At 60.8% G+C, this 13,748-nt stretch carries 13 protein-coding genes; 10 read left to right on the top strand and 3 right to left on the bottom strand.

Annotation, left to right across the window (positions count from 1 at the left end; all coding sequences use genetic code 11):
• Both JMJ95_RS03930 and pdxA read left to right on the top strand, forming a co-directional pair.
• Positions 1-1,240: diguanylate cyclase (locus tag JMJ95_RS03930; protein ID WP_290682856.1), on the top strand; the 1,240-nt coding region annotated here is incomplete at its 5' end.
• Positions 1,241-1,595: 355 nt separating this feature from the next.
• The gene (gene pdxA / locus JMJ95_RS03925; RefSeq protein WP_290682854.1) at positions 1,596-2,579 is read left to right on the top strand and encodes a 4-hydroxythreonine-4-phosphate dehydrogenase PdxA; all 984 of its coding nucleotides are present in this window, start codon (positions 1,596-1,598) and stop codon (positions 2,577-2,579) included.
• A gap of 17 nt (positions 2,580-2,596) precedes the next feature.
• Here the strand turns inward: pdxA and JMJ95_RS03920 are convergent, their stop codons facing one another.
• Positions 2,597-3,895, bottom strand: coding sequence for a sensor domain-containing diguanylate cyclase (locus JMJ95_RS03920; protein WP_290682852.1), 1,299 nt, complete (start codon positions 3,893-3,895; stop codon positions 2,597-2,599).
• Positions 3,896-4,046: 151 nt separating this feature from the next.
• Between JMJ95_RS03920 and JMJ95_RS03915 the strand changes: the two genes are divergently transcribed.
• The 8 genes from JMJ95_RS03915 to JMJ95_RS03880 all read left to right on the top strand — a co-directional run bounded on the left by JMJ95_RS03915 (position 4,047) and on the right by JMJ95_RS03880 (position 11,151).
• The gene (locus tag JMJ95_RS03915; RefSeq protein WP_290682850.1) at positions 4,047-4,709 is read left to right on the top strand and encodes a GntR family transcriptional regulator; all 663 of its coding nucleotides are present in this window, start codon (positions 4,047-4,049) and stop codon (positions 4,707-4,709) included.
• A gap of 6 nt (positions 4,710-4,715) precedes the next feature.
• Positions 4,716-5,399, top strand: coding sequence for a DUF2848 family protein (locus tag JMJ95_RS03910; protein WP_290682848.1), 684 nt, complete (start codon positions 4,716-4,718; stop codon positions 5,397-5,399).
• Positions 5,400-5,411: 12 nt separating this feature from the next.
• Entirely contained in the window at positions 5,412-6,215 is an 804-nt protein-coding gene (locus tag JMJ95_RS03905) for a carbon-nitrogen family hydrolase (protein ID WP_290682846.1), read from the top strand.
• 12 nt (positions 6,216-6,227) lie between these two features.
• A complete protein-coding gene (locus tag JMJ95_RS03900) occupies positions 6,228-7,220 on the top strand; it encodes a DctP family TRAP transporter solute-binding subunit (protein ID WP_290682844.1) in 993 nt (330 codons plus the stop codon).
• Positions 7,221-7,283: 63 nt separating this feature from the next.
• Positions 7,284-7,775 (top strand): TRAP transporter small permease, encoded by a 492-nt coding sequence (locus JMJ95_RS03895; RefSeq protein WP_290682842.1) that lies wholly within the window; start codon positions 7,284-7,286, stop codon positions 7,773-7,775.
• Positions 7,776-7,781: 6 nt separating this feature from the next.
• On the top strand, positions 7,782-9,053 hold the full coding sequence (locus tag JMJ95_RS03890; protein WP_290682840.1) for a TRAP transporter large permease: 1,272 nt from the start codon (positions 7,782-7,784) through the stop codon (positions 9,051-9,053).
• A 22-nt stretch (positions 9,054-9,075) separates the two neighbouring features.
• Positions 9,076-9,468, top strand: coding sequence for a cupin domain-containing protein (locus JMJ95_RS03885; RefSeq protein ID WP_290682838.1), 393 nt, complete (start codon positions 9,076-9,078; stop codon positions 9,466-9,468).
• Between the two features lie 129 nt (positions 9,469-9,597).
• Positions 9,598-11,151: a bifunctional GNAT family N-acetyltransferase/carbon-nitrogen hydrolase family protein gene (locus JMJ95_RS03880; protein ID WP_290682836.1), complete on the top strand. Its 1,554-nt coding sequence runs from the start codon at positions 9,598-9,600 to the stop codon at positions 11,149-11,151.
• Between the two features lie 46 nt (positions 11,152-11,197).
• On the opposite strand, the gene JMJ95_RS03875 is transcribed toward JMJ95_RS03880, so the two are convergent.
• Entirely contained in the window at positions 11,198-13,099 is a 1,902-nt protein-coding gene (locus JMJ95_RS03875) for a S9 family peptidase (protein ID WP_290682834.1), read from the bottom strand.
• Positions 13,100-13,102: 3 nt separating this feature from the next.
• Positions 13,103-13,516: a secondary thiamine-phosphate synthase enzyme YjbQ gene (locus JMJ95_RS03870; RefSeq protein WP_290682832.1), complete on the bottom strand. Its 414-nt coding sequence runs from the start codon at positions 13,514-13,516 to the stop codon at positions 13,103-13,105.
• Between the last annotated feature and the right edge of the window lie 232 nt (positions 13,517-13,748).

Raw genomic sequence — 13,748 nt, 5'->3', positions numbered from 1 at the left:
GACCAGGGGGATGTTCGTCGGCATTCTCGAAGGGGAGTGGCGTCATCTGTCCGATTATTCCCTTTCCCTTCTCTCGGTGCTCCTCTCCGCCGCCGCAGGGGCCCTGGAGAGCTTCGAGCTGTACCGGAATCTCCGGAGGCTGAACATGGATCTCGCGGAACGCATGTCCCAGCTCGAGGAGTCCCGGAGGGAACTGGAGGAATACCGGAAATTCCTCGAGCAGCAGGTGGAGCAGAGAACCATGGAACTCTCCCGGACGAACGAGGAAATGAAGATGGAGATCGCCGAGCGGATGAGGGCGGAGGAGGACCTCCGCTCCAGCGAGGAGATGCTCCGGCTCGCCGTGGAGGGCATGGGGGACGGAGTCTGGATCTGGAACAGGGCCACGGGGAAAACGGACCTTTCTCCCCTTTCAGCGGAGATCCTGTGCGGAGGTGCTGAAGATCCGGCGTTCTGCATCTCGAAATCGGCGTCTGCCGAAGCCTGGGAGCGGATTATCCACGAGGAAGACGGGGAACGGCTTTCCAGGAGAAAGGAGCGGTGTTTCGCCGGGGAAACCGCGACGTACAGCGCTGAATACCGGGTTCTGGGAAAGGACGGGCAGGAACGGTGGATCCTCGAACGGGGGAGGGTGGTCAGGAAGGACCCTGAAGACCGGCCCCTCGTCATTGCAGGCACTCACACGGACATCACCGGAAGGAAAAAACTGGAGGAGCACATCCGGTTCCAGGCCACCCACGATTTCCTCACCGGCCTGCCGAACCGCTTTCTCTTCGAGGATCGGCTCACCCAGGTCCTGGCCCGGGCAAAACGGCAGAAGAGAAAGGCCGCCCTTTTCTTCGTGGACATGGATGGCTTCAAGAAGGTGAATGACCGGTACGGCCACCCGGCGGGCGATACCTTCCTGAAAGAGGCGGGGGCCCGGATCGTGGCCTGTGTGAGGGAAACGGATACCGTCTGCAGGCTGGGGGGGGACGAGTTCACCGTCATTCTGCCGGACATCGGCGGCGCCGATGAGGCTGAATCGGTGGCCGAACGGATCATCGAGGCCTTCAGGGAACCCTTTTTCCTTGGGGAGGAGAGCGTCTTCCTTTCCCTTTCGGTAGGTGTAGGGCTCTTCCCGGACCACGGGGAGACCATGGAGCAGCTTCTGGCCAACGCGGACGAAGCCATGTACAGGGCCAAGGGGCAGGGAAAGAGCATCTGCCTCCCTCCTCCCCGGAACACTTCCTCCTCCTGACGCAGTCCCCCCTTGGGGCCTAAATCCGCAGGCACCGGTGACACTCCCCGCGGAGGTGCGGATTTAGGTGGAGGGTATGCCGTTGACCTTTTCTCCGTTTTCCGCAACAATACGTTCCGAATATCCGGCAAGACCGGTTCCGAAGGCCTGTGCCCGGAGCGGTCATCAAGCCCCTTCCCCTGGGGGGAATCCTGCGCGGCGGGAACGCCTCCAGGGGCGGTCATCCCCGGCGGCGTGTCGGTTATCGTGGACCCCCGGGAACTGAAGGGAACCCGCCGGTCAGAAAAAGCCCCTTGTATCGTCCTGCCCTGCCGGGCCCGGGCAGACACTATTTTGTTCCGGAGGAGAGAGTGTCATGACAAGGCCAATTATCGGCATCACCATAGGAGACCCCTCGGGAGTGGGTCCCGAGATCAGCATCAAGGCCATGAGAAACGAGGAGGTGCTGTCCGCCTGCGTCCCCGTTCTGTACGGCGACGAGGCGGTCCTCCGCAGGGTGGCCCCCATTGTCGGCTGCACGGAGAAAATCGTCCCCGTCGGCGGGCCGGAAGAGGCGAAGGAGGGACAGATCAGCGTCGTGTCCCCCGGCGTCCTCACCGGACCCTATGAATTCGCGAAAGTCCAGGGAGAGTGCGGCAGGGCCGCTTTCGCATATATCGAACGGGCCATTGCCGACGCCGCGGCGGGAAAGATCGCCGCGGTAGTCACAGGCCCCATCAACAAGGAAGCCCTCCACGCCGGCGGAATCAACTATTCGGGCCACACGGAAATTTTCGCCGACCTGACGGGAACGAAGGATTACGCCATGCTGCTCATGGGCGGGGGCATCCGGGTGATCCACGTCTCCACCCATGTGGCTCTCCGGGAGGCCTGCGACCGGGCGAAGAAAGAACGGGTCCTGACGGTGATCCGCCTTGCCGACACGGCGATGAAGGCCCTCGGGGTGCCGAGGCCCCGGATTGCCGTGGCGGGGCTCAACCCCCACAGCGGAGAAAACGGCCTCTTCGGCAGGGAAGAGATCGAGGAAATCATCCCTGCCATCGAAACCGCCAGGGCCGAAGGAATGGATGCCACGGGCCCTGTGCCGCCGGACACAGTCTTCGTGAAAACCCTTCGGGGCGAATCGGACATTGTGGTGGCCATGTACCACGACCAGGGACACATTCCCCTCAAGATCACCGATTTCATGGGTGGGGTCAACGTGACGGTGGGGCTTCCCATCATCCGCACCTCGGTGGACCACGGCACGGCCTACGGCAAGGCCGGCAAGGGGACGGCGGACGAGTCGAGCATGGTGTCCGCGGTGCGGGCGGCGGTGCAGTTCGCCCTGAACCGGTAGAAGGCGGGAAAGGGCGGCTATTTCCCTGCCGGTGCGGGGTCCGCAAAGATGAAGCAGTCTCCCCCCGCAGCCTTTCCCGAGGAGAGGGCCGTCTCCGCCGACCGGAGGAGGGCTTTCCCGTCCGGTCCGTTATCGGGGAACAGGCTGATGCCGATGGTCGCCGACAGCGAAATGTTGCCGCTGTACCCCTCGGCCGCCGTGCGGACCGCTTCGAGAATCCGGTCAGCCGCCATGGCAGCCTCCGCCCTGTTTCGCAGCCTCGGGAGGATGAGATAGAAGTTCACTCCCTCCATGCGGTAAAGAATATCGCCCTGGCGGCAGGCCCCCTGGATCTTTCGTGCCACTCCCTTGAGCAGGAGGTCGGCCATGTCCCGTCCGATGGCCTCATTCACCGTGTTGAAATGGTCCAGGTCGATCATGAAAAAGGCCAGGGACGACTTGGTCCGCTGGGCTTCCGCCAGGGAGAGGAGCAGCTTCCGGTTGAAATGCCCCTTGTTCGACGGGCTTCCGAGGGGGTCGTGGCCCGTCTGGAGCATGATTTCATCCTCCAGTTCCTTTCCGGAGGTGACATCAAGGGCTACCACCATGGCCGCCCTCCTGCCCCCGAAGGATCCGGCGAAGGGAGATACCCGGGCTTCCTGGAAATAGGTCCGCCCGCCGAGAGAAATTTCGAAGGTGAAAAACTGGGGGGTTCCCGTTTCAATGCACCGTTTCACCGGGATGAGGATTTCACTGCCCCGTTCCGGAGGCAGTACCCCGTCCACTTTTTTCCCCACAAGCCCGGCGGCTTCCTTTACAAGGGGAGTGTCAGGGGCCCCGGTGACCCGGAGGCATTCCCCGTCTTCAGCCACGACGAGAAGCACTGCGGGAATGGCGTTCAGCAGTGCCTGGAGTTCTTCTTCGTTCTTTCTGAGGAGATCGTCTGCTTCCTTGTGGGCCGTTATGTCCACGAGAGTCCAGAGGAATTCGCCGGGAACGCCGGGGGTGTGCTCCAGCCGGCAGACCCTGTGGGATACCCACCGCCATTTCCCGTCGGCGGCGGCAATCCTGTAGACCCTGGATGCGCAGTCCGGTACCAGGTCCAGCCCCTCCCTGTCGGAAGGGTGGATGAGGTCGCCATAGCGGATCTTCCCCGAGGTGAAATCGGAAGGGGAATACCCGAAGGAGGCGATCGCTCCCGAGACGAAGCACGGCGCGTCGCTGCCGGCGGAAAGCCAGACCATGGAAACCACCGGGCTGATGTCGACCACGTGTTCGAAATTGACTCCGCCGCAACTCTCCATTTCCGCTTCAGCTCCCTTTTCTCTGTTCTTCAAAGACCGGAATGGCCCCCCATGCTGCTTGCAAGCAATTGTATCATACGGGAAGAAGGGCGGCTCGAAAGGGTATTGCATCCACCGCTCTCTTGACAGGATACATTTGATTGATTATTCTTGTGGTATACCATGGAAGGAAGTGGTATACCACTTGAGGAAAGACAATCTTGCCTCCGGGGTGTACGAAAGAATCAAAAGGGGCATTCTGTCCCTGGAATATCCCCCGGAGTCCCTTTTGCAGGAAAGGAACCTCGCCGAAGAACTCGGCGTGAGCCGGACGCCTGTCAGGGAGGCGGTCCACCGCCTGTCCCAGGAGGGATGGCTGCGGGTGAATTCGCGGAAGAACATCCAGGTCCGTCCCGTGTCACCATCTGACCTTCGGGAGGTGTTTCAGGCGCGGAAGATTCTGGAGCGGGATGCCCTGGACCTTCTTCTCTCCACGGGGCTCGCCCGGGAGGCGGGACGGAAGATGGCCGCCATGGCCGGGGCGATGACCGAATCCCGGGGAAGCCTGTTTTCCTTCATCACGGCGGACCAGTCCTTTCACTCGGTGCTCTTTCTCGTCCTCGGGAACTCTGTTCTGCGGAAGTTCTGGAACGCCGTGAGCGAGGAGATGATCTGGCTGGGCATGCTGGCCATGAACGAAAAACGGTATGACGACGTCCTCGAGGAACACGGGAAAATACTCTCTGCGGTGGGGGAAGGGAAAAAACGGGCTGCCAGGGAAGCCCTCCTGGAACATCTCGAAAAGACGGAGGCTGTTTTGCTGCGGAAGATCGAGGACATTCCGTCCTCATACGGAAGAGGGAGTTGATTGAATATGCGGATGAAAAGCGCGGTGCTTGGGAAGGACGGCGTCTCCCGGGAGGTTCTTCTCTCCTGGGACGCCTGCGTGGCGGCGGGGTACACCGGCCGGAACCAGGCGGGAGTGCTCGCCCACGTGGAGGAGCTGCGGAAAATCGGCGTTCCGGCCCCCGAGAAGGTGCCGTCAATGTACTGGGTGGAGCCGGAACGGGTGTCGACCACGGGGCTCCTGTGGGTGGTCGGCGAATCTTCCTCAGGGGAGGGGGAGGTGTTCCTGGCTCGGGACGAGAAGGGCAACCTTTGCGTGACCGTGGCCAGCGACCACACCGACAGGGCGCTCGAAACGGTGTCGGTGGCCAAGGCGAAGCAGGCCTGCTCGAAGGTTGTCGGCTCCCTCTTCTGGAGGGTGGACGATGTCAGGGGACACTGGGATTCCATCGAACTGAGAACCTGGAATGACGGGAAACTCTACCAGGAAGGAACTCTCGGAACAATGCTTCCTCCGGAGAAGCTCTTCGAACTGGCCCGGGAGGACGCCCCGGCCGGGGCGGGAAGACTCGCCCTGTTCAGCGGCACCCTGCCGGTACTCGGCGAGGGGATAGTCTGCGGGAAGCATTACGTCCTCTCCCTGAAGGATCCCGTTCTTGGAAGGGAGATCCGGCACGGGTATTCCGTGCGGGTCCTTCCCGATCGAAATTGAGGAGGCGGTTCCATGAAGCTTCGAGTCGGCGTGTTGCAGCTTGATGTCGCCCTGGGCGACCGGGAGAAGAACAGGAAGAACGTGGAGAAGTGGATGGCCTCGGTGTCCGTTCCGTCCGACATCCCCACGGCGGTGGTCATACCGGAGATATGGGATGTGGGGTACGCCCTGGACAGGGCGGCGGAGCTCGCCGACCCCGAGGGGAAGGGCGCGGCCGAATTTCTCGGGCGTCTGGCAAAACAGTACGGCGTCTGGTTCGTGGGGGGCTCGGTGCTGGCCTCCACGGGGAGCGGTTACGCCAACCGAGCCCAGGTGATCAACCCCAGGGGCGAGCTGGTGGCCTACTACGACAAGGTGCATCTCATCCGCCTCATGGAGGAGGAAAAATATTTCACCGGCGGCAGAAAGGAATGCCTCTTCTCCCTGGAGGGGGCGAAGGCAGGCTGCGTCATCTGCTATGACATCCGGTTCTGCGAATGGCTCCGCACCTATGCTCTCCAGGGCACGGAGGTGTTGTTCGTGAGCGCCGAGTGGCCCAGCTCCAGGGCGGACCACTGGAAGACCCTGCTCCGGGCGCGGGCCATCGAGAACCAGATGTACGTGGTGGCCTGCAACCGGTGCGGCATCACCGGGGATGCCCATTTCGGCGGCGGCTCCATGATTCTCGGCCCCAAGGGAGAAATTCTCTTCGAGGGCGGGGAAGGCGAGGAGGCGGGGTTTGTGACTATCGACCTCGACGAGGTAACCAAGACCAGGGATTTCCTGACGGTCTTCAATGACAGGGTACCCGAGATTTACGGGACCCATCTAAGATAGGAGGGGAAGAAAATGAAGAAAAGCGGAGTGTTTCTTGCGGTGGTTGCGGCGTGCATGATCCTGTTGGCCGGGACGGCGTTTGCGAAGACCGTGGAGTTCAAGTTCGCCCATTCGGGAAGCCTTGAGCACCAGTACCATATCGGCGCGGAGCAGTTCAAGAAGCTTGTGGAAGAGAAGTCAGGCGGTGAGATGAAAGTCACCATCTTCCCCCAGGCCCAGCTCGGAGGAGAACGTGACCTGGCCGAAGGGGTCCGCATGGGCACCATTGAGGTGAGTTCCGTGGCGGCGGGGAACATGGCCGGGTTCGTCCCCGAGCTCCAGGTATTCGGCGTACCCTTCCTCTTCCAGACCAGGGAGCAGGTCTACGCCGTCCTGGACGGAGAAGTGGGCAAGGATCTCGCCGACATCATGCTCGCCAAGGGGTTCGTAAACCTCTCCATCTGGGAGGTGGGCTTCAGGAACATCACCAACAACATCCGGCCCGTGAAGACTCCCGACGATATGAAGGGGCTGAAGATCCGGGTCCAGGAGTCCAAGATCTGGATCGAGTTCATGAAGCGCCTCGGCGCCATCGCCACCCCCATCCCCTTCGGCGAGCTCTACACCGCCCTGCAGCAGAAGGTCGTCGACGGCCAGGAGAACCCCGTGGCCACCATCTACTCCATGAAGTTCTACGAGGTGCAGAAGTATCTCTCCCTGACCGGCCATACGTACGAACCCGCTCTCGTGGTGGCCAATCCCAAGTGGTTCAACGGCCTCGAACCGAAACACCAGGCCATACTGAGGGAAGCGGCCATGGAAGCGGCGGTCTTCCAGCGGCAGAAACTGGCCGAGCTTGACAGGGAGCGCTTCGAGGTCATCCGGAAGGCCGGAGTGGAAGTGGAGGAGAACCCCGACAAGGCGGCCTTCGCCAAAGCCACCGAGAATCTTCACAAGGTGCTCGCCGACTCCGTTCCCGAGGCTCTTGTCCAGAAAATAAAGGACGAAGTCGCAAAGGTGAAGTAGCACCCCGTAGCTCCGGGGGAGAACTCCCCCGGAGCTTTTTTCGAGAGCTCGAGGTGGATTCAAGTGAAAAAAATACAGACGCTTTTTTCCGTTCTCACGGGAATCTGTCTTGCCGTAGTCTTTGCCGTCACCTTCGGCCAGGTGATCCAGCGGTATGTGTTCCAGCTCCCCATGCCCTGGGCGACGGACATTATCCGGATTTTCTTCGTGTATTCCGTTTTCTTCGGCATGGCGGTTGGGGTGTTCAAGAAGGCCCACCTCAACATCGACGTGCTGGTCCAGGTGCTGCCCCGGCGGCTGAAACCCTGGTTCGATCTCCTGTCCAACATCGTGGTCTGCACGTTTCTGTCCGTAGTCCTGCGCTACAGCTTCTCCTTCATGACGGCCAACGCCGACCAGGTGACCCCCTACCTCCTTTTTCCCATGAGCTACGTGTACATGGTCATACCCTTCACGGTGGGCTTTATGGTCCTTTTTCTCGTGCTGGACACGGTGAAGCTCCTGGGAACAATGGCAGCGGGAAGAGGGAACGATTCCTCTTCCGCCGGGAGGTGACGGACCATGCTCTGGATAGCCGGTCTTTTCGGCGTTTTCCTGCTGGGTATTCCCATCTCCTTCTCTCTGGGGGCCACAACCCTCGCAGGCCTTCTCGGCATGGGGCTGCCCCTTGAAGTCATCGTCCAGCGGATGTTCACCGGCATAGACAACTTCGCCTTCGTGGCCATCCCCCTGTTTATTCTCGCGGGCAACCTGATGGCCGTGGGAGGAATTTCGAAGCGGATCACCACCTTTTCCGAGGCCCTCGTCGGGCACTGGCCCGGCGGCCTCGGCATGGTGGCCATCGTGGCCTCCATGATTTTCGCCGCAGTCACAGGATCGGCCATAGCGGCAACGGCCGCCATCGGCGCACTGCTCATCAGCGAGATGATCTCCAAGGGGTATTCCCCGGCCTATTCGGCGTCCCTCGTGGCCACCGCCGGGTCTATCGGTCCCATCATCCCGCCGAGCATTCCCCTGGTGGTCTACGGCGTCATCGTGGGCAGCTCCATCGCGAAGCTGTTCATGGGCGGCGTCATTCCCGGTCTTCTCATGGGCTTCTTCCTTATGATCGCCAACTGGATCATAAGCAAACGGAGGGGCTACGTGGGGCGGGAAAAGCGGGCCTCGGCGGCGGAACTCCGGCAGGGCCTCAAGGATGCCGTTCTCGCCCTTCTCATGCCGGTGATCATCATCGGCGGCATAGTGGGGGGCATATTCACCCCCACCGAGTCGGCCGCCATCGCCGTCGCCTACGCCCTGCTCCTCGGCCGGCTGGTCTACCGGGAACTGACCTGGAAAAAGGTAGTCCACGCCTTTATCGAGGCGGCCATAACGAACGGGGTCATTCTCACGGTGCTCATGACGGCGAGCCTCTTCATCTGGTTCATGACGGTGAAAATGATTCCCCAGTCCATCACCCAAAGCCTGCTCCAGGTCATCGACACCAAGTGGGGCGCCCTGATGGTGATGAACATCATTCTGCTCATCGCCGGCACCTTCATCGACACCACCAGCGCCCTCACCATTTTCGTCCCCCTTTTCCTTCCCCTGGTGAAGACCTTCGGCATCGACCTGATCCATTTCGGCGTCATGGTGGCGGTGAACCTGACCATCGGAATGTGCACTCCGCCCCTGGGAGTCTGTCTCTTCGTCTCGTGCGAGATCGCCGGCACCTCCCTCCGGGAGATGTTCAGGGATCTGGTGGTCATGCTCATACCCCTTCTCGCCCTGCTGCTGCTCATAACCTATGTCCCCGCCGTGGTGACATGGCTGCCCGATTTCCTCGGGCTCTGATTGGACCGCAAGGAGGATTGTCATGGCAAAACCGGAGATGGAATTTACCGACACCCTGCCCCTGGGGCAGTGGAGACAGGTGGAGGGAGCGGAAGAGGGAGTCTTCGAAAAGATTCTCTCATGGGACCCTGATACGGGAAGCCTCACCCGACTGGTGAAATTTGCTTCCGGAGTACGGATTCCGAAGACCCAGGTCCACGATTTCTGCGAGGAGGTGTTCATCCTCGAGGGGTACATGGTGGACACGGCGAAAAAACTGACCGCCGCGCCGGGATACTACGCCTGCAGGCCGGTGGGCATGGTCCACGGGCCGTACGAGATCCCGGTATCGTGTCTCTGCTTCGAGACCAGGTACCAGGATCCGGCACGCCCGCTGAACCCCGACTGTTCTCTCTACGGAATGAAACCGGAATAACCGGCCGAACCGCCCCGAACATCCCTGGGGCGGTTGTTTTTTTCGGGGCTCGTCCTTACCCATGTTTTTCTTCCCTGCACACCGTATAATAAAATCAAGAGAAACTCTGCATTGAAAGGACGGACGCTCATGGCCCGGAAACGGTACCAGCATGAACTGGAGCTGCGCCAGTTCACTCGTGAAGATTATGATGAAGTCAAGCGGATCATGGACAGGATATACCCTAAAATGGGAGGAGCCTGGTCCAGGGAACAATTCCTGGCGATGATCACCCGCTTTCCCGAGGGGCAGCTCTGCATAGAAGACAAGGGCAGGGTGGTGGCCGGTGCCTTTTCTCTCGTCATCGACTATTCCCGTTTCGGCGACAGGCATACCTACGAGGAGATCGTCGGCGACGGCACCCTGAAGAACCACGACCCGGAAGGGGATTACCTCTACGGCATCGATATCTTCGTGTCTCCGGACTACAGGGAGAAGCGGCTCGGCAGGCGCCTCTACGACGCCAGGAAGGAACTCTGCGAGACCCTGAACCTCAAGGGGATCATCATCGGCGGACGGATTCCGGGGTATGCCGAATGGGCGGAGAAGAAGACCCCCCAGCAATACCTCCGCATGGTGAACAACCGGGAGATCTCCGACCCCGTCCTCACCTTCCAGATCAGCAACGACTTCCACTACAAGAAGATGGTGGAAAACTACTGGCCGGAGGATTACAGCTCCAAGGGGTACGGCGTTATCATGGAGTGGAACAACATCTACTACGAGGAGCGGAAGCGGCTCATTTCGAAGGTGAAGACCTATATGCGCCTCGGGGTCGTCCAGTGGCAGATGCGGAGCTTCGAGTCCTTCGACGATTTTCTGCAGCAGGTGGAGTTCTTCGTGGACACCCAGGCGGGGTACAATACGGATCTCATGCTCTTCCCCGAGCTGTTCAACGCCCCTCTGCTGGCCCAGTTCGACCAGGAGGACCCGGCGGAGGCCATGCGGTCCCTGGCGGGATACACCGCCGAACTCCGGAAGAGCCTGGTGGAGATGGCGGTCTCCTACAACATCAACATCGTGTCCGGGAGCGTGCCGGAGCTTCGGAACAACCGGCTCTACAACGTCTCCTTCCTCTGCAGGAGGGACGGCACCTGGGACCAGCAGTACAAGCTCCACATCACCCCGGACGAGTACCGGTACTGGGGCCTCCAGGGAGGGCACGACCTTCAGGTCTTCCAGACGGACGTGGGGAAGGTGGGCATCCTCATCTGCTACGACGTGGAATTTCCGGAGCTCTCCCGGTACCTGGCCATCAAGGGAATGGACATCCTGCTCATCCCCTTCTGGACAGACACAAAGAACGCCTATCTCAGGGTGCGGCGCTGCGCCCAGTCCCGGGCCATCGAGAACGAGTGCTACGTGGCCATCGCCGGGAGCGTGGGGAACATCCCCAAGGTGGAGAACATGGACATCCAGTACGCCCAGTCCGCCATCTTCACGCCATCGGACTTCGCCTTCCCCCACGACGCCGTGGCGGCGGAAGCGACTCCCAACACGGAAATGGCCCTCATCGCCGACCTCGACGTGGAGCTCCTGAAGGAACTCCGGCTCCAGGGAAGCGTCCGGAACCTGTCAAGCCGCCGGACGGACCTGTACTGGATCGACTGGCTGAAGGAAAAGGAACGGGAAGAGCAGGAATAGCGAAAGATAAAGGGCGGGCCCCCGGGGGCCCGCCCTTTATCTTTCGCTATTCTTCCGCCAGGCTCCCGAGGTGCTTGGCCAGGAAGCGCTCCATGGCCCGGTAGAAGTCGAACCGGTTCTCCTCGTTGAGGAAGCCGTGCCCTTCGTTGTCCTTCACCATGTACTCCACCTCCACCCCCCGCGCGCGGAGGGCCTCCACGATCTGGTCCGATTCGCTCTTCTTCACCCTGGGGTCGTTGGCTCCCTGGGCAACGAAGAGGGGGGCCCTGATGTTGTCGGCGTGGAAGACGGGAGAAACTGCCTTCAGCAGGTCCCTGTCCTTCTCGGGGTGGCCGATCTGCTCGTAGAGCATCTGCCGTCCGAGTTCCCAGTAGGGAGGAATGGTCTCCAGGAGGGTGAAGAGGTTGGACACCCCCACGTAGTCCACCCCGCAGGCGTAAAGCTCCGGCGTAAAGGCCAGCCCTGCGAGGACGGCGTACCCGCCGTAGGAGCCCCCGTATATGCCTATCCTGTCAGGATCGGCGATTCCCTGCTCAATGAGCCATTTTACGCCGTCGGTGATGTCGTCCTGCATTGCCCGTCCCCATTGTTTGAAGCCGGCTTCCCAGAAGGCCCTGCCGTAGCCCGTGGAGCCCCGGAAGTTCATCTGGAGCACGGCGAGCCCCCGATTCGCGAGGAACTGGACCTCGCTGTCGTATCCCCAGGTGTCCCGTGCCCACGGCCCGCCGTGGGGGTTGATCACCACGGGGAGGTTTCTTCCGTCGCTTCCGGCGGGGAGGGTGAGGTAGCCGTGAATGGTGAGTCCGTCCCGGGCAGTGTACTTCACCGGCTTCATAGGGGCGAGCCTGTCTTCCGGCAGCCATGGGCTGAGGTCGGCCAGCTTCCGGAAGTCCTTTGTCTTCATGTCGTAAAAGTAATATGCTCCAAGGGTCCGGTCGCTTCCCGCGTGGAGGAGGACCCTGTCTTCCTCTTTGCTCATGGATGCCACGGTGACGACGTACCCGGGAAGGCGGGACTCGAGTTCCTTCTGGAGGCCCGCCCGCTCTTCGTCGAAGAAATGGTACCGGAACCGGTCGGTGGTGTAGCCGGTTCCCGTGATCACCTTCCGTTTTTTCGACAGGAACAGGGTGTACACGTCCACTTCGGGGTGCTCGAAAACGAGCTCCTCGTTCTTCGCCTTTTCAGGGTCGAAGACGAAGATGGCCGATGTATTCCTTCCCACGTTGGATGAGACGTAGAGCTTTTTGTTGTCGAAGGTGAAAAAGAGGGGAGAAACGCTCTCCCGGAAGTCGGTGGTGAGGAGCGTCCTGAAGGGGTAATCCTCCCTTTCCCGGTAGAGGAGGGACTGGTTGACCCCCTCGGTCCGGATGGCCACCCGGAGCTTTCCCTCGTGGTCGGTCATCCACTCCTCGATGTCCCCGGGGTTTTCCTCGAGGAGGATCAGTTCACCGGTGGCGATGTTCAGCCGGTAGACGTCGAAGAGCCGGGGATCCCTCCGGTTCATCCCGATGAGAACCTCGTCGTCGATCTCGTCGAGACGGTCCACGATGGTGGCCCGGACTCCCTCGAAGGGGGTGAGATCCCTCGCCTCGGACCCTCCGGCGTCCACGGCGTACAGATGGTAGTTTTCGTCTCCGCCGGAGTCCTGCAGGTAGAGAATCCGGTCGTTCCCGGCCCAGAAATAGGACAGGATGTCCCGTTCCGTGGCGGACGTGATTCGTGTCGCTGTTTCCTCTCCTATTTTCTGGACGAAAATGTTCATCCGTCGCTCCCAGGAGGCCCGCCAGGATATGCGCGACCCGTCGGGGGATATCTGGAATCCGCTCCTGTCGGGATTCCGGAAAAAGTCCTCCAGGGGAATGAGCTCGCCGGCCGCACGCGCCGGGGACGAGAAAAGGGAGAAGACCAGAAGAGACGCCGTTCCCAGAAGAAGAATAGGTTTCATCATCGCTTATTCCCCCATGATTTTGACGACCACGCGCTTTCTGCGCCTGCCGTCGAATTCCGCGTAAAAACACTGTTCCCAGGGTCCGAGATCGAGCTTTCCGCCGGTCACCGGCAGGATCGCCTGGTGGTGGACCATGATCCGCTTCAGGTGTGCGTCCCCGTTGTCCTCTCCCGTGCGGTGGTGGGCGTAGGAGGGATCCTCGGGGGCTGTTTTCTCCAGCCACTCCATGATGTCCCGGTGAATCCCGGGTTCGTCGTCGTTCACAATTATCCCGGCGGTGATGTGCATGGCCGAGACAAGCATCATCCCGTCCGAAACACCGCTGCGCCCGAGAATCTGCTCGAGCTGCGGCGTGATGCGGACCAGTTCCTTTCGTTTCTTCGTTTCGAACCACAGATATTCCGTATGAATTCTCATTGAATGCCTCCTTTCCCGGGTATCGGACGCAGGGATATGGTAACATAAATCCGCAGCGGAAAAAACCGGCGGACGGTTTTGCCGGAAGGGTTCCGCGGAAGGGTTCCGCGGAAGGGAGGTCAGACCTGTGAAAAACAGCCCGAGGAGCGGAAGTGAAGGAATTCCCTTTCCCGGAGAGGACGTGGTCTCCTTTCTCCTCTCCTATATCGGAGAAACGGACGACATCGTTACG

It is taken from the genome of Aminivibrio sp., assembly GCF_016756745.1.
GTDB lineage: Bacteria > Synergistota > Synergistia > Synergistales > Aminobacteriaceae > Aminivibrio.
This window is presented reverse-complemented; position numbering and strand designations above follow the sequence as displayed.

What these genes read in the sequence shown, in the direction of transcription:
- pdxA (WP_290682854.1), top strand. Translation starts at nt 1,596, where the DNA reads ATGACAAGGCCAATTATCGGCATCACCATAGGAGACCCCTCGGGAGTG.
- JMJ95_RS03910 (WP_290682848.1), top strand. Translation starts at nt 4,716, where the DNA reads ATGCGGATGAAAAGCGCGGTGCTTGGGAAGGACGGCGTCTCCCGGGAG.
- JMJ95_RS03905 (WP_290682846.1), top strand. Translation starts at nt 5,412, where the DNA reads ATGAAGCTTCGAGTCGGCGTGTTGCAGCTTGATGTCGCCCTGGGCGAC.
- JMJ95_RS03900 (WP_290682844.1), top strand. Translation starts at nt 6,228, where the DNA reads ATGAAGAAAAGCGGAGTGTTTCTTGCGGTGGTTGCGGCGTGCATGATC.
- JMJ95_RS03890 (WP_290682840.1), top strand. Translation starts at nt 7,782, where the DNA reads ATGCTCTGGATAGCCGGTCTTTTCGGCGTTTTCCTGCTGGGTATTCCC.
- JMJ95_RS03885 (WP_290682838.1), top strand. Translation starts at nt 9,076, where the DNA reads ATGGCAAAACCGGAGATGGAATTTACCGACACCCTGCCCCTGGGGCAG.
- JMJ95_RS03880 (WP_290682836.1), top strand. Translation starts at nt 9,598, where the DNA reads ATGGCCCGGAAACGGTACCAGCATGAACTGGAGCTGCGCCAGTTCACT.
- JMJ95_RS03875 (WP_290682834.1), bottom strand. Translation starts at nt 13,099, where the DNA reads ATGATGAAACCTATTCTTCTTCTGGGAACGGCGTCTCTTCTGGTCTTC.
- JMJ95_RS03870 (WP_290682832.1), bottom strand. Translation starts at nt 13,516, where the DNA reads ATGAGAATTCATACGGAATATCTGTGGTTCGAAACGAAGAAACGAAAG.